General features: G+C 49.0%; 27 protein-coding genes. 3 read left to right on the top strand and 24 right to left on the bottom strand.

The genetic code is table 11. The features are described 5' to 3' along the window. Nucleotides 1–38: 38 nt before the first annotated feature. Genes MKY48_RS12125 through MKY48_RS12090 form a run of 8 tightly spaced genes read right to left on the bottom strand, consistent with a single transcriptional unit; the run spans nt 39 to nt 6,427 of the window. Nucleotides 39–1,019: a biotin--[acetyl-CoA-carboxylase] ligase gene (locus tag MKY48_RS12125; protein WP_339292988.1), complete on the bottom strand. Its 981-nt coding sequence runs from the start codon at nt 1,017–1,019 to the stop codon at nt 39–41. Then, on the bottom strand, nt 1,006–2,304 hold the full coding sequence (locus MKY48_RS12120; RefSeq protein WP_339272182.1) for a CCA tRNA nucleotidyltransferase: 1,299 nt from the start codon (nt 2,302–2,304) through the stop codon (nt 1,006–1,008). The genes MKY48_RS12125 and MKY48_RS12120 overlap by 14 nt, the downstream gene beginning before the upstream one ends. Nucleotides 2,305–2,347: 43 nt before the next feature. Beyond that, a complete protein-coding gene (gene bshA, locus MKY48_RS12115) occupies nt 2,348–3,511 on the bottom strand; it encodes an N-acetyl-alpha-D-glucosaminyl L-malate synthase BshA (RefSeq protein WP_076320991.1) in 1,164 nt (387 codons plus the stop codon). Nucleotides 3,512–3,542: 31 nt separating this feature from the next. Next, the gene (bshB1, locus tag MKY48_RS12110) at nt 3,543–4,250 is read right to left on the bottom strand and encodes a bacillithiol biosynthesis deacetylase BshB1 (protein ID WP_339292987.1); all 708 of its coding nucleotides are present in this window, start codon (nt 4,248–4,250) and stop codon (nt 3,543–3,545) included. After that, nucleotides 4,250–4,669 (bottom strand): methylglyoxal synthase, encoded by a 420-nt coding sequence (gene mgsA, locus MKY48_RS12105; protein WP_098743043.1) that lies wholly within the window; start codon nt 4,667–4,669, stop codon nt 4,250–4,252. The genes bshB1 and mgsA overlap by 1 nt, the downstream gene beginning before the upstream one ends. Before the next feature lie 18 nt (nt 4,670–4,687). Beyond that, the gene (gene dapB / locus MKY48_RS12100) at nt 4,688–5,491 is read right to left on the bottom strand and encodes a 4-hydroxy-tetrahydrodipicolinate reductase (protein WP_339292986.1); all 804 of its coding nucleotides are present in this window, start codon (nt 5,489–5,491) and stop codon (nt 4,688–4,690) included. 17 nt (nt 5,492–5,508) lie between these two features. Beyond that, nucleotides 5,509–6,048 (bottom strand): tetratricopeptide repeat protein, encoded by a 540-nt coding sequence (locus MKY48_RS12095; RefSeq protein ID WP_339272179.1) that lies wholly within the window; start codon nt 6,046–6,048, stop codon nt 5,509–5,511. 49 nt (nt 6,049–6,097) lie between these two features. Next, nucleotides 6,098–6,427 carry a nucleotide pyrophosphohydrolase gene (locus tag MKY48_RS12090; RefSeq protein ID WP_076320987.1) on the bottom strand — a complete coding sequence of 110 codons (330 nt, stop codon included), beginning with the start codon at nt 6,425–6,427 and terminating at the stop codon, nt 6,098–6,100. A gap of 224 nt (nt 6,428–6,651) precedes the next feature. Between MKY48_RS12090 and MKY48_RS12085 the strand changes: the two genes are divergently transcribed. Continuing rightward, nucleotides 6,652–7,521 carry a YitT family protein gene (locus MKY48_RS12085; protein WP_076320986.1) on the top strand — a complete coding sequence of 290 codons (870 nt, stop codon included), beginning with the start codon at nt 6,652–6,654 and terminating at the stop codon, nt 7,519–7,521. A gap of 45 nt (nt 7,522–7,566) precedes the next feature. Here MKY48_RS12085 and MKY48_RS12080 read toward each other — a convergent pair whose 3' ends face one another. From MKY48_RS12080 to MKY48_RS12045, 8 genes are all read right to left on the bottom strand, one after another. Continuing rightward, the gene (locus MKY48_RS12080; RefSeq protein ID WP_339292985.1) at nt 7,567–8,427 is read right to left on the bottom strand and encodes a sporulation protein YpjB; all 861 of its coding nucleotides are present in this window, start codon (nt 8,425–8,427) and stop codon (nt 7,567–7,569) included. Between the two features lie 66 nt (nt 8,428–8,493). Next, a complete protein-coding gene (locus tag MKY48_RS12075) occupies nt 8,494–9,126 on the bottom strand; it encodes a DUF1405 domain-containing protein (protein WP_098743039.1) in 633 nt (210 codons plus the stop codon). Nucleotides 9,127–9,265: 139 nt separating this feature from the next. After that, complete coding sequence (locus MKY48_RS12070; protein WP_076320983.1) at nt 9,266–10,153, bottom strand: menaquinol-cytochrome c reductase cytochrome b/c subunit; 888 nt, start codon at nt 10,151–10,153, stop codon at nt 9,266–9,268. 21 nt (nt 10,154–10,174) lie between these two features. Next, complete coding sequence (locus MKY48_RS12065; protein WP_006209500.1) at nt 10,175–10,846, bottom strand: cytochrome b6; 672 nt, start codon at nt 10,844–10,846, stop codon at nt 10,175–10,177. A gap of 15 nt (nt 10,847–10,861) precedes the next feature. Then, the gene (locus tag MKY48_RS12060; protein WP_015734548.1) at nt 10,862–11,407 is read right to left on the bottom strand and encodes a ubiquinol-cytochrome c reductase iron-sulfur subunit; all 546 of its coding nucleotides are present in this window, start codon (nt 11,405–11,407) and stop codon (nt 10,862–10,864) included. A gap of 181 nt (nt 11,408–11,588) precedes the next feature. Next, the gene (locus MKY48_RS12055; RefSeq protein WP_339292984.1) at nt 11,589–12,014 is read right to left on the bottom strand and encodes a DUF2487 family protein; all 426 of its coding nucleotides are present in this window, start codon (nt 12,012–12,014) and stop codon (nt 11,589–11,591) included. A gap of 104 nt (nt 12,015–12,118) precedes the next feature. Further along, nucleotides 12,119–12,298 carry an IDEAL domain-containing protein gene (locus MKY48_RS12050; RefSeq protein ID WP_006209497.1) on the bottom strand — a complete coding sequence of 60 codons (180 nt, stop codon included), beginning with the start codon at nt 12,296–12,298 and terminating at the stop codon, nt 12,119–12,121. Between the two features lie 112 nt (nt 12,299–12,410). Then, nucleotides 12,411–13,562, bottom strand: coding sequence for a hypothetical protein (locus MKY48_RS12045; protein WP_339292983.1), 1,152 nt, complete (start codon nt 13,560–13,562; stop codon nt 12,411–12,413). Between the two features lie 364 nt (nt 13,563–13,926). On the opposite strand from MKY48_RS12045, the gene MKY48_RS12040 reads away from it, so the two are divergent. Then, complete coding sequence (locus MKY48_RS12040; protein ID WP_339292982.1) at nt 13,927–14,685, top strand: class I SAM-dependent methyltransferase; 759 nt, start codon at nt 13,927–13,929, stop codon at nt 14,683–14,685. 153 nt (nt 14,686–14,838) lie between these two features. Further along, nucleotides 14,839–15,294: a hypothetical protein gene (locus MKY48_RS12035; protein WP_076320979.1), complete on the top strand. Its 456-nt coding sequence runs from the start codon at nt 14,839–14,841 to the stop codon at nt 15,292–15,294. An 85-nt stretch (nt 15,295–15,379) separates the two neighbouring features. Here the strand turns inward: MKY48_RS12035 and MKY48_RS12030 are convergent, their stop codons facing one another. From MKY48_RS12030 to MKY48_RS11995, 8 genes are all read right to left on the bottom strand, one after another. Then, entirely contained in the window at nt 15,380–15,967 is a 588-nt protein-coding gene (locus MKY48_RS12030; RefSeq protein ID WP_339272166.1) for a histidine phosphatase family protein, read from the bottom strand. Between the two features lie 28 nt (nt 15,968–15,995). Further along, nucleotides 15,996–16,598 carry a zf-HC2 domain-containing protein gene (locus tag MKY48_RS12025; protein ID WP_076320977.1) on the bottom strand — a complete coding sequence of 201 codons (603 nt, stop codon included), beginning with the start codon at nt 16,596–16,598 and terminating at the stop codon, nt 15,996–15,998. Beyond that, complete coding sequence (locus MKY48_RS12020) at nt 16,595–17,188, bottom strand: sigma-70 family RNA polymerase sigma factor (RefSeq protein WP_076321323.1); 594 nt, start codon at nt 17,186–17,188, stop codon at nt 16,595–16,597. Before MKY48_RS12020 ends, MKY48_RS12025 begins: the two co-directional genes overlap by 4 nt. A 411-nt stretch (nt 17,189–17,599) precedes the next feature. Then, nucleotides 17,600–18,688, bottom strand: coding sequence for a prephenate dehydrogenase (locus tag MKY48_RS12015; RefSeq protein ID WP_179090573.1), 1,089 nt, complete (start codon nt 18,686–18,688; stop codon nt 17,600–17,602). A gap of 55 nt (nt 18,689–18,743) precedes the next feature. Then, complete coding sequence (gene hisC / locus MKY48_RS12010; RefSeq protein WP_339292981.1) at nt 18,744–19,841, bottom strand: histidinol-phosphate transaminase; 1,098 nt, start codon at nt 19,839–19,841, stop codon at nt 18,744–18,746. A gap of 40 nt (nt 19,842–19,881) precedes the next feature. Further along, complete coding sequence (gene trpA, locus MKY48_RS12005; protein ID WP_339292980.1) at nt 19,882–20,688, bottom strand: tryptophan synthase subunit alpha; 807 nt, start codon at nt 20,686–20,688, stop codon at nt 19,882–19,884. Beyond that, entirely contained in the window at nt 20,685–21,881 is a 1,197-nt protein-coding gene (trpB, locus tag MKY48_RS12000) for a tryptophan synthase subunit beta (RefSeq protein WP_076320973.1), read from the bottom strand. Before trpB ends, trpA begins: the two co-directional genes overlap by 4 nt. Next, a complete protein-coding gene (locus MKY48_RS11995; RefSeq protein ID WP_339292979.1) occupies nt 21,878–22,552 on the bottom strand; it encodes a phosphoribosylanthranilate isomerase in 675 nt (224 codons plus the stop codon). The genes trpB and MKY48_RS11995 overlap by 4 nt, the downstream gene beginning before the upstream one ends.

Below are 22,552 nucleotides of genomic sequence, written 5' to 3'. Positions count from 1 at the left end.
ATCCAACTACGATTTCACCATGTTTCATTTACCTGGTATTAAAAAAGAATTTCACCGGAATATACGGGGATCAGCTCGTCATCTTGATTGCGGACAAGCAGCGCACCATCTCGGTTGAGTCCTGTGGCAATCCCGCTAAAACGGTCAAGGGCCGTCTGCACTTGAACTTCCCTGCCCACCGTGCCGGATAAAGCTTCCCAGAGAGAGGCTATAGGCTCGAAGCCCTGCTCGTTGTACAATTCATATAAAACCTCCATCTCCGCCATGATGGACTGGATCAGCTCTGTCCGATTAACGGTTGCTCCGCCAGCCATGCGAATCGAAGTCGCAACGCTGCGCAGCTCCTCCGGAAAATCCGACTCTTTCAGATTGGCGCTGATGCCGATACCGGCAATGCAGTAGCGCACCCTTTCGTCTTCTGTTGCAGACTCCAGCAGAATGCCGCACACCTTTTTGCCTTGAAACAGAATGTCGTTTGGCCATTTGATATCGGTTTGCACACCGGCGCACTTCGTGATCGCACGGCATACCGCTACGCCTGTCAACAAGGTGAGCTGCTGGGTTAAATGCAGAGGTTGCTTCGGTCTGAGCACCAGGCTCATCCATATGCCTTTGCCTCTCGGGGAGTGGAATTTCCTGCCCATTCTCCCGCGGCCGCCCGTCTGCTCTTCCGAGATCACAAGCGTGCCTTCGGTTGCCCCTTCTTCCGCCAATTGCCGGGCATCTTCCTGCGTTGACGCCGTTTTGTCAAGCAGCTTCAGCGGTTTCCCGAAGGTTTGACTGGTCATCCCCGCTGTCAGTTGTTCCACGCTCAGTTTGTCCGGTTCATCCATCATGCGGTAGCCAAGCCGTGGAACGGCCTCGAAATCATAACCCAAATGACGAAGCTTATTGATCTGCTTCCATACGGCCGTCCGGCTGATGGACAATTTACGGCTGATCTCTTCTCCGGACAAAAACTGGCCGGAATGCTCCTGGAACATTTTCAGAAGTGCATTGTCTTGATCATAATCCTTCATTATGAATTACCACCCGCTTTGCTTCTTCAATCAACGATTCCTTATCGTTGTTAATTAAACCTGCTGCCGATTTCTCCAGCAATTGCCCGAGAAGTTCGCCTAGCCATGGGCCCCCGCGCTTGTCCAGCGCTTCAAGCAGTTCGTTTCCGGTGATGGCCAAATCCTTCAAACTCCGAATTCGGAGTTCCCGGAGCCAACCGTCAAGCTGCTCGATTACGCTAAGTGAGGCAGACGCCGCTCCCGTTTGGTTCAACGCCGTCTGCAAATGCAGCCAGCCTTGAGCTGCCTCGGCTCCGTGGAAAAGAACCAGCTTAATCCACTGGAGCCTAGCGCTCTTGGTATCTTCCTCTTCCTTCTCTTGCAGATAGGATTCATGAAGCGCCAGCTGCTTAACGATGGCTTCCCGCTGCTTATTGGAGAACGTCCATGATCGCAGCAGTCCCTCTGCTGCCTGGGCTGAAATGCCGCAGGCAAGCAGCAGCAGCGTCCAGCGGATCGTAGATTGCTCCGGCTCGATCCGATTCATTGCTTCTATCGCCTGCGTGTCATGCCCGGTATACGGAAACGGCGCTTTCATTCGGGTGTACAAGCCGCTGCGGACAAACATCTCCAATCCTCGTAAGGGGGCCGGCCCTGTCAATATCTTTTCAAATTCACTGCGGATGCGCTCCATCGCAATCCAGCTTAAGGTGTCTCTCTCCGAGAGAATCCCTCTCCATGTATGCTGCGCGATGGAGAAACCGAACACAGAGGCGAAACGGATGCAGCGAACCATGCGCAGGGCGTCTTCACGGAAACGGAGACGCGCATCGCCTACGCAGCGGATTACCTGCCTGTCAATATCCGCTCGTCCGCCAAACGGATCCACCCAGGATCCATCAATCCCCCTAGCCATTGCGTTCATCGTAAAATCGCGCCGTCTCAAATCTTCCTTTACTTCTCTGACGAAAGCGACCTCCGTTGGATGACGGTGATCCTCATAACCGCTCTCCACCCGATAAGTCGTCACTTCGAAAGACTGGCCTTCCATCAGCACCGTTACGGTCCCATGCTTGATTCCTGTAGGAATGACCTTGGGAAAGACGGAACAGGTGACTTCCGGCAAGGCGGAGGTCGTAATATCCATATCACTGACCCTGCGTCCCATGTATTCATCACGGACACAGCCTCCGACCCAATACGCTTCATGTCCATGCCGAAGCAGAGTCCGGATCACGTCCGCACTCCGCTCGGCCATATCGGGATCCGCGTTGCGCCATCGTATTGAATTAAACATATCTGCCATAGTTTCCCGTTCCTTTACCCGAAAAACAACGAGAGGGTCGAGCTTAGCCGCAGACCGGCTTCAGCTCGCTAACCTCCCGTCCCAATACTCGGTAATATATTTCTTCGTACTTGCCTCGTATTAATTCATTGCAGAACATCGTCTTGGAACGATGCAGACAAGCCTTGCGCAGCCGCTCACTAAGCGCTTCATCCTTTAAAATTTCAAGCACATGCTGAGCCATCGAATAGGTGTCTCCGATAGGAGCCAAATACCCGGTTTCGCCATGTGTTATCAACTCGGGAATCCCGCCTGCCGTAGAGCCGACGGTAGGCACTCCGCAGGCCATCGCTTCTAGAGCAACCAGGCCAAAGCTTTCTTTCTCGGAAGGAAGCAGCAGCACATCCGCCATGGATATGACGTGCGCAATTTCATCTTGCTTGCCTAGAAAATGCACTTTGCTGGCGAGTCCCAGCTCATTGATCCGGCACTGAATTTTCGGAAGCTCGGGCCCTTCCCCGACAAGCAGCAGTTTCGCCGGGACCTGTTCCTGAACCTGGGCGAATATTTCCAACACGTCCGCTACCCGTTTTACCGGTCGGAAATTGGAAATATGCATCAAGATCTTCTCATTCGGATCTGCATAATCTTTACGCAGTGATTCCGAATCCCGTGGATAATATACCCGCGGATCCACAAAATTGTAGGTAAGGTCAATATCCCGGCTTATATCCAGCAACTCCCGCGTTTCTCGGATGAGATCCTGAGAAACAGCCGTAACCGCATCACTTTCATTAATAGCGAGTCGAATCAAGTCCTTCAGCGATTCATCCTGCGCCAGAACCGTAATATCGGTTCCATGCAGCGTCGTGACGACCTTCAGCTGATCTCCGACCATCTGCTTCGCTAAGAAGGCACACACGGCATGTGGCACCGCATAGTGCACATGCAGCACATCAAGCTGCTGCATTTTGGCTACCTGAGCCATCTTTGTCGCTAGCGACAGATCATATGGCGGGTATCGAAACACGTAGTAGTCGTTCACTTCAACTTCATGATAAAAAATATTTTTATGGAAAGTCCCTAACCGGAACGGAATGCTGTGAGCAATAAAATGAACCTGGTGTCCTTGCTCGGCCAGGAGTTTCCCCAGCTCTGTCGCCACCACGCCCGACCCGCCCAATGAAGGATAACAGGTAATGCCGATTTTTAATGGTTGTTGATTCATGTCAGGCCTCCTTTACGTACGCCTCTATATATTATGCCTGCTTGGAGCCGAATAGATGAACAACATACGGACTTTTACAAGCGAAACCTTCTGCATAAGGAATAAGCCTGCGCGCTCCAAGCAGTGAATCCCTGGCCCGCACACGCTCGATGTACCCCTCAGTCAACGGGGTAGAGACTGCATTTTCTTCAGCCTTCTGGAACTGGGAACGGTAACAAGACAGGGCCTGCTCCTTAACGGCATACTGATCCGTAACGTCAACGACCAGATCCGTTCTTCCGATATCATTAATGAAATAAAAATAAAGCTCGTCCACCTTAACCGGTGGCTGCTCAGGCATATAACGACGAAGCTTGGCATTAAATACCGCTTCCTCAACTAAACGGCTGCAAGCCACATGGTCCGGATGGCGATCCTCCCAGTAGGGAGCAAACACAATCGAGGGAGAAAACTTGCGAATCTCGGCCGTGACCCGTTCAATATTCTCCGGTGTCACAAATAAACCGCGGTCCGGCAGTCCCAAATTCGTCCGGACCGTAAGATCCAAAATCCGGGCTGCTTGCTCAGCCTCCTGCTTGCGAATGTCGACGGTGCCGTTCGACGACATCTCAGCCTCCGTCAGATCGCAGATCCCGACCGACAGTCCAGCTGCTGTATGCTTCGCAATCGTTCCTGCCATTCCGATCTCGGCATCGTCAGCGTGTGCTCCGAAGATTAAGATGTCCAGTTGGCTGTTCATTAGCTATCCACACCCGGTTTGTATTTATGAACGAGTTCCCGCCATGCAAAATCGCCACGGTCCAGCGCTTTAACAAGAATCTCGGCCGTTGCCACATTGGTAGCAAGTGGAATTCCCTGCACGTCGCACAGACGAAGGAGTGCATTAATGTCTGGTTCATGAGGTTGTGCCATCAAAGGATCCCGTAAAAAAATGATGAGATCCATCTCATTGTCCGCAACAAGCGCGCCAATCTGCTGGTCGCCACCAAGCGGTCCCGAAGCGAAACGGTGAATGCTGAGTTTGGTTTGCTCCATAATACGGGTCCCCGTCGTTCCCGTCGAGTAAAGATTATGATCTTCGAATACATTTTCATAAGCAATAACGAAGTTGACCATTTCCTCTTTTTTACGGTCATGAGCGATAAATGAAATATTCATAGTAATTTCTCCCCTATGTTAGTCGATAAAATGATCAAATCCATAGACCAAGCCGGTGTACCCCATTACTTTCTCTATAGCCATCTTCACGCCCGGCATATAAGCTGCACGCTCATAGGAATCATGTCGGATCTTCAAGCTTTGTCCGTAACCGCCAAATATAACTTCCTGCTGAGCAAATACACCTGGCAGACGAACACTGTGAATACGGAAGCCGTTATAGTACCCGCCTCTGGCGCCTTCAATGACCTCTTCTTCCTTTGGATTGCCTTGCCGGATTTCCTCGCGGTTTGCGGCAATCATTTCCGCTGTCTTGATCGATGTTCCGGATGGCGCATCAAGCTTCTGGTCGCCATGGGTTTCAATGATTTCAACATGGGGCAAATATTTTGCTGCTGCAGCTGCAAACTTCATCATCAGGATCGCTCCGATGGAGAAATTCGGTGCGATCAAACCGCCGATATCCTGCTCCATACACTGCTTGTCCAACTCTTCGATTTGCTCTGGCGTGAAGCCGGTAGTGCCCATGATCGGACGGACGCCGTGCTTAATGGCCAGAGCCGTGTTGCTATAGGCAAATTGCGGTGCTGTAAAGTCAACCATAACATCTGGTTTCGATTCGACCAACGCCATCTCCAGATCGGATGTCACCCTAATGCCGCAGGCAGGAAGACCCACAAGCGTCCCTGCATCAGCACCTTCATCCGATCGGCCCACAGCAGCAACCAGTTCCAGTTCCTCATCGCCCAAAACAAGCTTCACTACTTCTTTACCCATACGGCCGCCGGCACCGACGACCGCAACTGTCCATTTGTTTGCCATTGTACATGTCCTCACTTTCAATCCGATGCTGTATCCTGCATATATGATTTCAAGCGCTGTTTGAGTTCCTCCATTATATGCTGCAGCCCGCTCTCCTGCGGGTACAACGAAATTACCTCTTTAAGCGTGGAAATGGCGAGCGCATGCTCATCGAGTTCACTATAAACAAGAGCAAGCCATACATAAGCCTGAGCATACAAAGGGTCCATGGCTACGGCTGATTTCAGATGTCCCACGGCTTGATACAATTCTGCCTTGGTCACATCCTTGCGGTTCTCCACCATCTTTCTTGCTCGCTGCACCAGCTCCGCAGCCTTGATATGCTGTAAATGAAGAGCATATTCCGGTTTGTCCGGCTGCAGCCTGACGGCTTCCTCCGCATGCGTAATCGCCATCTCCAGCTTATTGCTTCTGCCGTAGGTAATGGAGCACCGATAATGCACTTCGGCATCTCCCGGATTCGCGATGATCGCTTGCTCAAACCAACGTAACGCCTCTTCGAAATCATTTTGAAGGATGCATCGATATGCTTTTTGTATATAACTTTCAGGTTTCACGGGCTGTCCCTCCCCACAGCGGGTTTGGTACAGCATATGTAGCAGCAGCCTAATCGGTGTTTATTTTCGTCCAACGATCAGCATCACGCGTCGCAAATTTATGCATGACTTTAGCGTGCGCTTCCGCGAGATCGATGCCAAGGGAATTGGCAAAACAAATCGTAATAAACAATATATCTCCAAGTTCCATTTCGATGGAATTGTCTGCTTCATCGGCCTTTTTCGGCTTCTCACCGAACTGATGATTAACCTCTCTGGCGAGTTCGCCCACCTCTTCGGACATCCGGGCCATCATGGATAAAGGACTGAAATAACCTTCCTTGAATTGTGATATGTATTGATCGACTTCCTGCTGCATTTCAGCCATTGATTTTTCCAAGACTCTATAACTCCCTTCACTGCGCAGTCTGCCCCCAACTTGCAATATCCAAGCTGTAAGCAGCATTCTCTTATGACGAGCGATTGGTTTTAAACCTATGTTATCGTAAAGCGGATTTGAAAACAAATAATTTTTTATGGCTGGAACATGATCGGCACATACTAAGCAGGTACAAGCAACCTGACATACGGGTAATATCCACAATTGGAAATGTGAGGGGTCTTATGAAAACGTCCAAGTTGTTAAATCAGCTTCATACCATCATTCCGATCATCGCCGGTTCCGCCATTTACGCATTCGGCCTTCTGTATTTCATCATTCCGAATGAACTCATGGAGGGGGGCGTCACCGGCATTACCGTACTGTTGAACTATGCCTTTAACATATCGCCGTCCATCTCAACTATGGTGCTCAATATCCCGTTATTCTTGGTCGGCATGAAAATCCTCGGTAAACGCCAGTCGATTTACACAGGTCTCGGTATCGCCTCATTAACCCTGTTTCTGTGGCTGTTTGAAGCTTTGATCGATCGCGGCTATGTTGTACCGTTTCAGACCGAGCAGGATTATATTCTTGCTGCGCTCTACGCAGGTGTCACATTGGGCGCCGGACTCGGCATTGTGTTCCGGTTCGGCGGGACGACAGGCGGTTCAGACATCATTGCCAGAATCATCAACCGAAAATTCGGCTTCAGTATGGGCCAGATCATTCTATCTCTTGATATCTTGATCATCGGGCTTTCTTTATTCTTTATCCCGCTCGAGCGAATATTGTATACCCTCGTTGCCGTATTCATCGCTTCCAAGGTCATCGATTTCATACAGGAGGGGGCTTATGCCGCCAAAGCCTTCACCATCATCAGTGATCACGCACCCGATATTGCCCATCGCATATCAACCGAGATGGAGCGCGGAGTAACACTAATCCCGGCCATCGGCGCCTACTCCAAGCAAGCCAAGCATATGGTATACTGCGTCGTATCGAGGCAGGAAATTCGCCGCCTAACGGGAATCGCCAAATCGTTGGACCCTCGGGCATTTATTATCATTAATGATGTCAATGATGTGCATGGCGAAGGATTTAAAGAAGAATAGCCCGGTTTGCACCGGGCCTCAATCGGAACAACTATGGATTCCCGCCTACATTTTGCGAGGGAACATGGGTTTTGCGCTATACAACTGACCTCGGTATTTGCGGTATCCCGCAAACGTTAATGCCGCCAAAATGAAAGCCCCGATGACCAGCTGCCACGTCCATGGCTCCTTGACCTCTCCCAGCGGAGCTAGGGCGGGCTCATCCTTTTTCTTGCCAAACAGCGTATTGATCATTTCCTCACCCTGCGGAACCACTTTTTGCACCTGAGCTGTGTCCCCAGATGACACCAGACCCCCGGCATAAGAAATCCAGGACTCCATCATGTTAACCTCCTCAGGCTTTCGCTGTATGACAACAGAAGGACGGATGAGTTCATAATGTTCACTCAGGCTGTCATACGCTCGTCTCATGCCAGCCTGATCCTGCTGGATGGCATACTCCCCCATGACCCTCAGGTCTTCACGAATGACCTTGTAATATTGCAGCCATAACGCATCTCTGGTATGAATCAGGCTATCGGTTGCCATTCGGAGTTTTCCTGCGGACACCATCCAGTGCTGCGGCTCCTGCGTGGCCCTTGCCGTAGCTTCTTTCATCTCCAAAATGCTCTCAGCCAACGCATGAATTCCTTCTACACCGGTCAATCCCTGAAATGACGAAGCCTCAAACATCCCGGATACCCGGCGAACATCCTCCAGCACGGCTTGTACATTGCCTTCCTCCACATGGCGGTATAGCTGCTCCACTTCCTTGTTCAGCGCCTTAGCCTGTATGGATGCAGCGGGCGAAGTCTCCGACTGTCCGTTTGCCGGGGTAGCCCACACAACAGGATCACCCATGCTGACAGTAACCAGCATAAGCAGTGCAAACAGACACAGCAGGAGTTTCGGAAAGGTTCGAAACATGGGACATCCCTCCTACCGTATATGTATGGCAGAAGGGATGCTCATAGAACTGTATAACCTAAACGGCTAACGTTGTTTGGAATTCCCATATTTCATGAAGATCCAGCCGGCAAAACCGCTGAAAAGAGTCAAAAGATAAGTAAACAGCTCGACCGCTGATAGGTCGTCATATAACTGCCCCGGCAGCCAAGGAAATACGCCGTACGTATAATCTACGGTATCATTCAGCAGTGTCCAGGCAATGGCCCCGGTGAGCGCTGTCCAGCGATAATGAAACAATCGTACGAACAATAACGCTTCCACTGCCATTGCCGTATGCGAAGCGACGAGCATCCAATCCTGCCATCCCAGCACATCCCCTTGGGCTTGTCCGGCAAATATGATGGCAACAGCCCAAATCCCATACTTCACTGATGTCACGACCGCCAGCGCCTCAATGAATTGCTGAAACAAAGAGCCCCCAAGCCCCCGAGGCGGGTAGAGGAGCAGCAGAAGCGCCAAACTGAAGAATAAACTGGCCGTCGGGCTATCCGGGACGAATATGACCTGCCATAGCAAGCCATGATCCACCGTATCGACCATTTGCCCCCCGTACCATATGTATCCATAGATCGTTCCAAGGATGTTGCAGATGAGCAGCAGCCAGAGAATCGATCGCTTGCTTAGAAATTCTCGGCTCCAAAAATACGAAATCGACAAGCTCCGTCCTCCTGTCCTGTTCCTTGTATTCTTACTTTTACGACTAATGCCGATTATACCCAAACTGTGCATATTTTTCATCTATGTACAACATTTAAAAAAGAACCTGACCGCATTCGGTCAGGTTCTTCTATGCATCTTACTCTGCAGCTGCTTCTGCCTTTTGGCTTGCAAGCCAATCAGCCAACTGATCAAGTTGTTCTTCGGTGACACCAGCCGCAAGCGCCGTGTCTTTCATAGCCGGCATGCCGCCTTGGCCATTTGCAATAATAGCCACGATCTCTTCTTTCGTGTGGGTATCCCCGACACCGCGAAGCGACGGTCCAGATGCCCCTTTCAAATCTGCAGCATGACAAGAAATACAGGTAGCTGTCTTAAAGGTTTCCATCGCGGGATTATCCTTATCAACGATCGCTACAACACTGTCTTCAGCCTGCTTGCCACTAGTCGTTGGTAGACCAGCTGCATGTTTCTCTTCCGCCTCTTCTTCACGCTGGATATGCTCAGGCTTCTGTCCAGTCGCTTCCAGCTCATGCGCATAGTGGGTCCATGCTGCATTTGTCAGATAGATGACTGCAAATAACGACAGAATCATAAGGGCAGAAGTAATAGGGCGCTTGTAGAAGCGTCGCTCTTTCCCCGTATCAAGGAAAGGAACTAGGAGCAATGCGCCAAAGGCAACGCCCGAAACGCCAAGGGTACCCAGTACTACATAATCACCGGAAGCGTATGGAAGCTTCAGGTATTCATACAGGAACAGGAAGTACCAGTCCGGCATCGGGATTACAGAAGCTCCCGGATCCGCCGGATAACCGAGCGGAGCCGGCTCCGAGATGGTCAGCACAAGGAAACCGACCAATACAACTACACCAACCATCCATTCCTTCAACAAGAAGTTAGGAATGAACGCTTCTGATTTGCCGGGATAAGCGGTGTAATCCGGCGGCGTAACCCAACCGCTGCCTTTTTTCACACGCGAATCGCCGACATAAACTACTTTCTCATCAGATTTATGACCATGTGCCATAAATATGCGCCTCCCTTCTTCTTATAGTGGACCGGAAATACCTTGTCTGCGGATCATGATAAAGTGTCCTACCAATAGAGCAAGAAGGACAGCCGGAAGGAAGAATACGTGAATCGCGAAGAAACGCGTCAACGTTTCGGCACCTACGATCGTACCGCCTTGCAGCAATTCTTTAATGATAGGTCCCAGCCAAGGTACGGAGTTCGCAATCTCCAATGTAACTTTTGTAGCGAAGTAAGCTTTGTTATCCCATGGCAGCAGGTAACCTGTCAAACCAAGACCGAGCATAACAAAGAAAATGAGCATACCAACGACCCAGTTCATTTCACGCGGCGCTTTGTAAGAGCCTGTGAAGAACACGCGCATCGTATGCAAGAACATCATCACGATTACCAAGCTTGCGCCCCAGTGATGCATGCCGCGAACAATTTGTCCGAAGGCTACCTGTGTTTGCAGGTACTCAACACTGTTGTAAGCGTTTATGATATCCGGTACATAATACATCGTCAGGAACATCCCCGACAGAATCTGGATGACTGTGATAAAAAACGTCAAGCCGCCGAAACAGTACACAAACGCGGAGAAATGATGCGCCGGGTTTACGTGTTCCGGTACCTCGTGATCTGCAACGTCTCTCCAAATCGGCGTGATATCGAGACGTTCATCAATCCAGTTGTAGACATTCTTCAACATCTGAATCTACGCCTCCTATTTAACTACGGTATTTGGCACGATGGCGCCGAGGTAAATCCAGCCGTTCTCGATTTTCGTCTCGTACTGGTCAAGCGGCTTCGGCGCGACTGCCAGGTTCTTACCGTCCGGTGTATAACGCGCACCGTGGCAAGGGCAGTGGTATTCATCAGGGAAATTTTTGTTGTTATTCCATCCAACAAGGCATCCCAAATGCTTACAAATTGGTGAAAGCGCTACAATTTCACCCTGATCGTTCTTACGAATCCACGCCGTCAAAGTAGCTGTACTGTTGTACCAGCCGTCCTGCTGTTTGAGCTCAAAATGGAATTCCTGTGGATCGTTAGTAATTTTGCTCTCTTCCGCGACCTTTACAAAAGACCCTTCTTCTTTATTTTGAAGAATCGGATCAACGGCAAAGCGAAGCATTGGCAAAACTACTCCAGCAGCCATATAAGCTGTGGCACCGCCCAACGTGTATGTAAGAAATTGTCTGCGGGACATCTCTTTCTGTCGGGGTGGATTGTGCGATTCTTCATGCTCGTCATTGTGGTTGCTGCTCATTCTGTGTTCAACCCCCTTTGTCAACCGTTCTTAAGTGTCATCAATGATTAAAATCACACGACTTACTAGGACATACTAATAATATCTTAGGCACCCAAGACCGTCAAGAATTTGAACCCCAAATTTGGGTTCGCTTCCAATAGCCCTTTCGCAAATTGTTGGTTTTTTGTCACATTTGAACTTAGCTTTCCTGCTGCCACATTTCACTGATTTGTCCGGAAACGGTGGCTGAGAGGGGGATACCTTCATTGCCTTCCAACCTGCGCCGGGACAGTACAAGCGTACTTTCAGGCACATCCTCTTTAGAGAGCTCAACATCCGCTGTCATGATAACAACAAATTTAAACCCGATGGATTTGACATTGTGACAAACTTCATTTAGAAGCTTTATATCTTCAGTATTTCCATATTGTATAGCAGGATATGTAACCAATCTTCCCTTAAACGGAATTTCTGCCAAATCCATAAAATCCCGCAGCCGTTCAAGCGCAGCTGTAGCCTCCCATGGCGTTTCCGAACCCGATAATCCGGTAAACGGAATGAGGCACGTATCCAAAAAAGGTTTTAGTTCCGGCCAAGTCTGCTCGTCTACTTCACTAAATTTCATGCAAGGTACATCCTTTCTGCTCACTCATCATCATTTTGTTATCATTATACGAGTGGAAGGACGGGCAAAGCAAAAAAAAAGAAGAAATGCGATGAAGCATTTCTTCAATTCAAAGTCCTCAGTTCATCCGTCAGGTTTCGGAAAGCCACTTCGTCGCCGGAAGCCAGCGCTTCATCAATTTCTTTATACAGCTCTTCACTCCGATGCTTGCGCAATGCTTCGTCCCACACCATTTCGGCCGCCAGACCTAACATAACCTCGTAAGTAACCTTCATCTTATCCATTAGGATGCACCTCCAAACTAAATTTGCGTATACCTTATATTCTTTCCCTTTAAATACTTTACTTTCAAAAAATTTTACGGCTGCTGCAAATAAATGTAACCAAACAACCATGCTAGAGGATCAAATCTTTCGAATCGCTGATATGTATGCCGGCTTCCGCGGCCTTGAGGCCAAGCGCGGTCATTTTGTACGAAGTTCCCATGCTCTGACTCTCCCCTATTCTGAGCATCCCCAAATGCATTAGCATACGGATAATCCGCTGCTCCAAAATATTTTGCGGACTGTCATAATAGAAAGGACGGATTAGCCAGCCCAGCGATTCGTAAAGAGAGGCTGCGGTGACCCAATCTCTTGCGCATTGACTGATCCAGTATACAAGAGAAGAGATATTGGGAATTGCGCCTTTATAAAGTCTTAACCAAAAGCGGAATATCTGTATCACGCTAACTTGATTTCCTTCCTCCATAAACGCAGTTCCACTTTCGGTGAGGATCAACCGGGCATTGTTTTCCCTGATCCATTTTTTAGCGTAAGCATAATCGTACAGCAGCGCAAACCGATCGGGATATTCAATGCAAGAGCGGCCATACCCGAACCGCCATGCTCCCTTGGTAATGGGCGGTTCCGTTATATGCAGCGTACTCATGAGCTGCTGCTGATTTCGCCTATACATAAATCCTTCCTGATTCAACTCAATATCATGTCTGCCGACATATTTAAGAATCAGCATGAGATCTTCTGCGGCTAGTCCCTGCTCATCCCGGTACGCTTCCGGGTCATCACTTAATCGCTGCAGATTTTGATGAAGCCGCTCCCGAAGCACGTCACGAAACCGCTCCTTCAAATCCGATGGCACTTGAAACAAATACTTGGTGGAATGGGTAAAACCGTTAAACAACCAGCCGCTTCGGCGATAACGTGCGACCGCCTCACGCGGACTTTCCGTTTTGGCGGCGGTAGCTTTCTTGTTTGAAGAGGCTTGATCATCCTTCTCCTCCAATTCTGCCGCATGACGGATCGCAGCCGTCAATTCTTCCAGACTGTAGCCTGTTCGAGTGTCAAATGCCAGGTTGTTCAGAAAACGCAAATCGCTTGGTGACAAGCTGCTGACCTGCTCCTCGAAAAACTCTCTGCGTCCGAGCTTGGACAGAATACTCTGGATCAGTTCGTGCTTTGAATTCCGCTTAGCGTCACAATCATAGTGATTCGCTATATTGCTAAGCTGTCCAATATCGGCATATGTGAGCATATCCGCTAGATTCATCTTCCATCGCCTCGCCGTTTTACAACCATTATGGGAAGGTTTGAGACATTTGATACCTGATACGCTTCGGTTTAACGAAATATTTTTTTGTTTTTTTGTATATAGAAATGACTATGCTCTCTTATTAAATGATAGAATACTTACTAAGTGTTGCAGAGAATTTACATATAATGTATTACATCTAAATCAAATAAAAAACCGCTTTATATGAAGGAATTATTCAATCACTACAGGAGGAATAAAATCATGAGAACTCCAGAACATGAGATATAACTAGGTGCAAATCGAATTCGAGGGCCTCCCTTAAGAGCATTTTATAAAAATGAAAGTACCATTCATTATAAAAGCTTGGAGGATATGTGAAATGATAAAAGAAGCAGAATTTATGGCCTTTATTCAAGATATGGATCAACAATTTTCAGGATGGGACTTCTCACGAATTACGGCTTCAGGCCGCATGCAGTCCCATGCTCTCCCCTGGTCTTTGGGCAGCATGGTAATTCCGTTGATGCGAAATGCCGCTACGATGCTGGACATGGGTACGGGCGGAGGAGAGTTCTTATCCTCTCTCCAGCCACTGCCGGAAACGGTCTATGCAACCGAAGGCTATAAACCAAACGTACCGATTGCACAGCAAAAACTTGAACCGCTTGGCGTAAAGGTTGTCTATTTTGAAGAAGATTCCTCACTTCCGTTAAAGGATCATTTTTTTGATCTGATCATCAATCAGCATGAATCCTATTCCGTGCCGGAAATCAAAAGAATTCTAAACGATCATGGCGTGTTCGTAACCCAGCAATCCGGAGGAACCGACTGTTATGGCATCAACGAGTGGTTTGGCGTTCCCTTGAATGAAGAGTTCGCTCATTGGAATCTGGGAACCGCTGTTCAAGAGCTGCAGGATCACGGTTTCAACGTCACCTTCAGCCGGGAGGACTTTTCACCGCAGCGGTTTTACGACATCGGTGCACTGATTTATTACCTACAGGCGATCCCTTGGCAGATTCCTGATTTTACGGTGGAACGCCACCTCGAACCTTTATATCAGGTTCATCAGGTTATCCGAACGAAGGGCTACTTCGAGGTGCAGCAGCATCGGTTTATTATAATAGCAGAAGCGTAAAACTTTGTCCTATATAGTTATCCATTTTATCGACTGTACCCGTATGACTTATAAAGCGTAATTTAGCAAGATACGAACAACGATAGAAAAGGCGATGTGATATGCTTAGGAAATCATTCTGATCGTTTATTTTATATCGGAGGAGCAGTCGAGATGCTATCGGAAAAAGTGATCCATTATTGCAAAAGCAAAAACTGGTGGTTTGAAGACATTGCAGAGGAGTATGAACACGCATTAGTAAAGTTAGGCATCGATTTGAGTTCAGATTTTGCTGCGTTTTATTTGCATGCAGAGGATGGTCCGACTTTCTATAGTAGACGACGTGAAATTTATCAGATTTGTTGGTTTATGATCAATTCTTCGGATTATATGTTAGGCGTGGATAGAACTCATGTCGTTTTAAACCTGCCTGAAGAATATATTCCGTTGGATAGCTTTGAAGGAGAGTTCGGCTTTTTTTATAATAAGAACGCAGACGAAGTGTTAGGCTTAGGATTGGGCCAGCCGATGGAGGATTTTTTTGCTGGTAAATTGAAATCGCAATGGGAAAGCTTTAACTCCTTCCTAGAGTGGTATTTTGAACTGACCGATTCGTGTGTGACTATATAGTAAAAGGCCGTCAGCTACCGCCAGTATAGATACAAAAAGAGCCTTCCCGCGGGAAGGCTCTTTTTACTATTCATGAAGTTCCATGCTACGACTGTTTTGTCAACAGATGTTTGGTACAGTTAAACAGCAAGGGAGACCAGTCATCATCTTTTCTCTCCAAGACGGTGAGCGACAGATTGCCGATCCGCTCGCTCAGGACGCCGCGGCACACCAGCTTATATAGCTGCGCTAAAAAACCACCGTGGCTGACAACCAGAATATTGGCATCCGGGTGTTTATGCCACATATCATCCAGAAAGACAAGCCCCCTGGATTGAAGCTCCAGATCCGTCTCCTGTCCCAAATCGAGCAGGTGCCAATCGGCACCAAACCGCGATTCACGCTCTTCCGCTGTCAACCCTTCCACCTGACCGTACTTGCGCTCGCGCAAACGATTATCCGGTGGTATCAATGGAATGTTCAGCATGGACGAGATGATCTTTGCTGTTTCCTCAGCACGGGAAAGTCCGCTGCTAACCGCAAAGTCCCATCGGTAAGGCTCTTGCAGAAGTCTTTCCCCAAGCAAACGCGCTTGACGACGGCCTTCCTCATTCAGTGGAATGTCCGTTTGACCTTGGATTTTGCCTAACGCATTCCAATCCGTTAATCCATGACGAACCAAGCCGATTTGCATGCCGCATCTCCTCCATCCTAACCACTTTTTATCTTCGGACCCGATTTAACTTCTTCAGGAAAAACATGGCGAATCCGATGCCCAATAAGGATAGTATCATCCAATATTCTGGCTGAGTCGGGCTCATATCAACCACAAAAGGATCAATAATGCCGCTGTTGGTTTTCGGAATGTTATAATCGTCCTTAGTGTTCAGGGTTTGGGCCGTGTCAGCCACCCCTGTAGGGATTATCCCTGTCGTTACCGCTTCCGGAACCGGCTTCGGCTGGTTGCCAGTCGCTGCAAAATAAACGAAGCTGCATACAAACAGAGCCAAAAAACCGGCAATCATAAGTGTCAGCCGTTTGCGGAACACTCGGCTTACCGCCCGACTCTTAGACGTTTCCTCCACCAGCCATGGGAAATCACGATAAATGCGGTCCATCACGTTTCGGTTGATCTGTTCAGCGTCCATGTCGGGGATCTCATGCTCCAGAACATGAACCATGTTCTGGCTTTCCACCCACATTTCGTACTCCGCTGCACATGAGCTGCAGGTTTGAACATGTGCGATCAGCCGTTGTCGCCGCAGATCATTGTCCGGCAAATCCCAGACAGTTTCCATCAGCTCTTGGGCTTCATCGCAAGTCATCTATTCTTCATCCCTCTCAGATCCTCAAAAACCGGCTCATAAAAATAGGGTTCGAGCTGAATTTTGACACTGCCGCGAGCTCTGAACAACAACGACTTAACCGAACTGACACTTTGACCTAAAATATCTGCGATTTCCTGATAATCCAGTTGATCATACTCCCGAAGAATCAGCGCCGACCTCTGTTTCTCCGGTAAATTATTTATTGCTTCCCTTACCATATGTACTCGTTCACTGCGTAGTATGGCCTGCTCCGGAGCAACTTCCATCGGAGCCACTGGCACGACCCCGCTCTCCTCCAGCGGCAATGTGCCGCTTCGATGCTTGCGCAATTCGCTGAGCACGGTGTTGCGGGCAATCGTATAGAGCCAGGTCGAGAAGGATGCATCCACTTCCCGGAATGAGTGCAAGCTCCGGAAAGCCTTATAAAATGTTTCCGAACATAAGTCTTCAGCCATAAGCTCCATGTGCGAACTTTTTAACATATGATAGACAAATGCTAATATTTTTCTCTGATAACGCCGCATTAATTCGGAATAAAGTTCGGTGTTGCCTTGCTTAATTTCTTGGATTAGTTGGGAATCCGTCATATGATTTTTCGTTCCTCCTTCACCATCCGGTGCCTCTTCCCTGTCCAATACATCTCCACGGATGCAATGATCAAGGATTTGTGCAAAAGTACCGTCAAACCATATATAGTTACGCCTCAAGATGTCTGACTATTCTATGTATTTGGCAATTTCCCCAAATCTTCTACACTAGCACTCTAGCATTATAGCACATATTGGAGAAAAGTTCAGGTTTGTGGCAGTAGATTTCCCACTGATAGGAAAAAGGACAAAAAAAATCCGCCTTCAACATTGAAGGCGGTTGCACACAGTGCAATATTTTGGATAGGAGTGGAGAGAAACCATACTGTACTTTTATTATATGTATACGTTTTCATTTTGTCAACACTGAAAACGCATTTATTTCCGGTTGTTTAAAAACAACCGGAAATATTACTGGTACACCGAGTGCCCTTGCGACAACAATAGCTCCTTAGCCCGCTCCTGCTCAATTTCATTGCGGAAGGAAAGCCGCATCACGCCCGGCACATCTTCCCGACTCTCGATAATCTGCATGTTGCTGAGGTTGATGCTATTTGTCCCCAAATCCGTCGCTATGCGGCCGATGATACCCGGATGGTCAGGCACGTCCAGATACAGATCGTATTGGGATACAATCATCCCCTTCCGTCGCTCTGGGAGCACGCTGCGGAATTCCCCCGCTCTGCGGAAGGCCTCTTCGATAGCTGGCCCGTCCTTCGACTCCAGCATATCCATGAAACGCTGAATTCCTTCGTTCCAGTCTCGTAAAAGCGGCAGCATGACATTGCGGTTATTTAATAGAATGTCCCGCCAAACGACCGGGTCACTGGAAGCGATACGGGTAATATCCCGAAAGCCGCCTGCAGCCAGCGTACGGTATAACGGATTATCGTCATTGTAGGAGCTGATCTGGTTCACCAAAGCCACTGCGATCACATGAGGCAGATGACTGATGGCTCCAACAATCTCATCGTGCAGTCTCGGCTCCACCTTTACAATGTGTGCACGCGTATACGATAGAAGCTCTACGAGTACGTCCACCTTCTCCTGAGGGACTTCATCCGGCGGAGTAAGCACATAATATGCATTCTCGAATAATACGGTGGAAGCAGCGCCTACACCGGATCTTTCCGAACCAGCCATCGGATGTCCTCCGATAAAGTAGGCATCCTTCAGCGCAAGTTGTGATGCGCATTCGGCAATACTCGCTTTGGTACTGCCTACATCCGTAATAATGCATCCGGTTTTAAGCCGCAATTCACTCAGACGTTTTATGTACATCTCGAGACTTCCTACCGGAACACACAAAAATATAATGTCCGCGCCCTGCGCAGCTTCTTCTACCGAAAGCGTAACTTTATCGACAACGCCCTTGGCGATAACCTGGTCGGCATACTCTTGCGTGTGGGCATAACCGGTCACGGTTATGCCTGGTTTTCCTTTGAAATTTAATGCTAACGAACCGCCGATCAAGCCGACGCCGAATATAGAAATTTGCATGGTCATGTTCTCTCTCTCACTCGTTTCAAGCTGCGATTATTGTTATGTCATTAGATTAGGCTGGAGCATTCACTTCCTGGAGCACTTGTTCCAATGCGCCGATGAAAGCCTTGTTCTGTTCTTCAGAGCCAACGGTTACGCGAATGTAGTTCGGGTAAACTTCAAATCCCGGACGTACGATAATGCCTTTACTTAGCAGGGACTTGAACACTTCGGTGCCCGGCTTCTTCACATCCACCATGATAAAGTTACCGTTCGCAGGGAAATAGGATAATCCAAGACGATCAAACTCCCGCTGGACATATGTGATTCCCTCGGCATTCAATTGTCGGCATTTAGCTACGAATTCCTGATCTTTCAGGGCTGCCTTCGCCGCCACTTGGGCCAGGCGTCCTGTATTAAACGGCTCACGTACCCGATTAATCAAGGAAATAACCTCAGATTGCCCGATGCCGTAGCCGATGCGAAGGGCAGCCAGGCCGTATATTTTGGAAAAGGTACGCAGGATTACCAAGTTCGGATAACGTTCCATTAACTTGATGCTGGCCGGATACGAAGCGTCCGTTACATATTCAAAATAAGCTTCATCGAGAACAACCATCACGTGAGCCGGGACTTCATCCAAGAAAGATACCAGCTCGCTTTCGGAAACGATAGTTCCGGTCGGATTATTCGGATTGCACACCCAGATGATTTTGGTTTTGTCCGTGACGGCTTTGGTCATGCCCGGCAGATCATGCTTCCCGTTAACCAGAGGTACCTCAATGCTTGTTGCGCCTTCAATATCCGCATTCGTTTTATAGACCGAGAAGGTCTGATCGGCCATAATGGTTTCGTCTCCCGGCTCCAGGAACGCCCGAATAATGAGGGCGATGATTTCATCGGATCCGCATCCGAAAATAATCTGATTGCGTTCAATCCCAAGCTGCTCAGCAAGCTCCGCCGTTAAATCAGCCGCACTTCCATCCGGATACAAGCTGAGCGTACCGAGTTCAGCGGTAATTGCTTCGGTTGCTCGCGGCGAGCAGCCGTATGGATTCTCGTTGGAGGCCAGTTTAATGACAACATCCAGGCCTAGTTCTTTTTTGACTTCTTCGATGGGCTTCCCCGGTTGATATACAGGAAGATTAACAATTTGCGCTTTTGGTTTCATACAATATTCGCCTCACCTTTCATAACTGCTATGGACAACACTAACCTTTTAATTGTGCCACAAACTCCCTGATTTGCAAAAGTCCCTGCTGTCTTGTCTCTTCCTTCTCAAGAAGAGGAATCGTCGATTCGATCTGACGCACGATGGCACTGCCAACAACGACGCCGTCGCAAATTTTCGAGAATCTGGCAACCTGTTCCCCGGACGAAATGCCAAAGCCAATCGCGATGGGCACGTTGCTGTACTGCTTCACCGTTTCAAGAAAGGCTTCCACTCCCGAATAAAAATCGGTGCGTTCGCCTGTCACGCCAAGCGAGGATACGCAATACACAAAGCCGGTCGCTTCCGAAGCGATGCTCGCAATCCGCTCATGTGAGGTAGGTGCCACCAGCGGAATCAGGTGAACGTTTGCAGCATGAGCCCGTTTCCGAATCTCTGCGGATTCTTCCACCGGCAGATCCGGAATAATCAGCCCGCTGATATCATTCCTTACCACTTCTTCAAAGAAAACATCCAGTCCGGTCTGCAGAACCGGATTGTAATAGGTAAACAGGATGAACGGCAGCTTGCTGCCCCGTTCTCTCGCCAGGCGCGCAGTCTCCATGCAAGTGCGAATGGTCACCTTGCTCTTTAGGGCGCGCTCGGAAGCACGCTGGATGACCGGGCCATCGGCGAGGGGATCCGAATAAGGAACACCGAGTTCGATAATATCGACTCCTGCAATTTCAAGCTCATGAATGATATCGAGCGTCGATTTCACGTCCGGATCCCCAACGGTCAAATAAGGAATCAAGGCCGTCTTGTTTTGTTGTTTCAACGACGCAAAGGTCTGGTCAATTCGGTTCATTCGGTTTTCCCTCCCGTGTAAGCCATGATGGACTCCACGTCCTTGTCACCGCGACCGGACAAATTAATGACGACGATATCGTCTTCGGTCCACGCTGGCGCCATTTTTACTGCTTGCGCTACGGCATGCGCGGATTCCAGCGCAGGAATAATGCCTTCCGTACGGCATAGCAGCTGCAAGGCATCCAATGCCTCTTGGTCGGTTATAGGCACATACTGCACACGCTCAATATCTTTTAAGTAGGAGTGCTCAGGTCCAACGCCGGGATAATCAAGGCCGGCAGAAATGGAATGCGCCTCCTGAACCTGTCCATACTCATCCTGTAGCAAATAACTCATCGATCCCTGGAAGACGCCATGGGTCCCCTTGGACATGGTAGCCGCGTGAAAATCGGTATCTACCCCTTTGCCAGCCGCTTCGACACCGATCAAACCGACTTCCTTATCTTCCAGGAACGGGTAGAACATGCCGATCGCATTGCTCCCTCCACCGATTGGTGCAAGAATCACGTTGGGCAGTCTTCCTTCCGTCTCTAGAATCTGCTTGCGGGTCTCGTCACCGATAATCCGCTGGAAGTTCCGCACCATCATCGGATACGGATGCGGACCTACTGCGGAGCCAAGTACATAGAAGGTATCCTCTACGTTGCTGACCCAGTAGCGAAGCGCCTCATTGCCGGCATCTTTCAGCGTTCGGCTTCCCGACGTCACCGGAATCACTTCGGCTCCAAGCATTTTCATACGGAATACGTTCAACTGCTGCCGCTTGGTATCCTCTTCGCCCATGAACACCTTACATTCGAGACCGAGCAGAGCGGCCACGGTTGCAGTGGCAACACCATGCTGTCCGGCTCCCGTTTCGGCAATGACCTTGCCTTTGCCCATACGCTTGGCTAACACGCCCTGAGCAATGGCGTTGTTGATTTTGTGTGCACCGGTATGGTTCAAATCCTCACGCTTCAGATAAATTTTAGCCTTGCCGAGGTGTTTGCTGAGCCGCTCGGCATAATATAACGGCGTTTCCCGTCCGGAATACTGTTTAAGCAAATAAGCAATCTCCTCTTTGAACGCAGGATCCTCCGAAAAGCGGTTATACTCTTGTTCAAGCTCTATTAAAGCGTTCATGAGTGTTTCCGGTACGAACCGGCCACCAAACACTCCGAAACGTCCATTACGATCAGGAAGCTGTGTCATTTCCCCTTCACCCTTTCTACGAATGCAATCACTTTGTTTATGTCCTTCACGCCAGGTTCACTCTCAACGCCGCTGGATACATCCACGCCGTACGGAGCGTATTGACCTATTAAATGCGATACATTATCCGAATCCAATCCGCCGGCTACAAACAAGGGGATCCCTTGCCGTTTCGCCCACTGCTGGTAAGGTGGGATGAGATCCCAGGCAAATGTCTTACCAGACCCTCCGCCATATACCGGATCGTACGTGTCGATCAGCAATCCGTCGATGCTGCCTGCATACGGATCAAGTGCTGACAGACGTTCCGCTTCTGAGCGGTCACTCTCGATCGATACCGCCTTAAAAACGGAAACCGGGAAGCGCTCCTTCACTTCCCGGCAAAATTGCGGCGATTCCTGACCATGCAGCTGCACGACGTCGAGCGCTGCTTCTCGTAGAAGCTCTTCCAGCTCATTCAAATCAGGGTTAACCAAGACGCCGACGGCGGCGGGAATCATGTCATGATCCCATCCCCGCAATACTTGAATAAGCTGCGCAGCCTGCTGCGGCGATACCTTCCGCCGGCTCTTGGCAAATACGAATCCGATATAATCCACAGGTAAGTTTATCATAGATTTTAGCACTTCAACGCTTTGAAGTCCACATATTTTTAGCGTCGTACTCATCAC

Origin of the sequence: Paenibacillus sp. FSL W8-0187 (genome assembly GCF_037969755.1) — a bacterium.
In the GTDB taxonomy this organism is placed as follows: Bacteria; Bacillota; Bacilli; order Paenibacillales; family Paenibacillaceae; genus Paenibacillus_AQ.
Note: the sequence above shows the minus strand (reverse complement) of the source record. Positions and strands in the feature narration are given on the sequence as shown.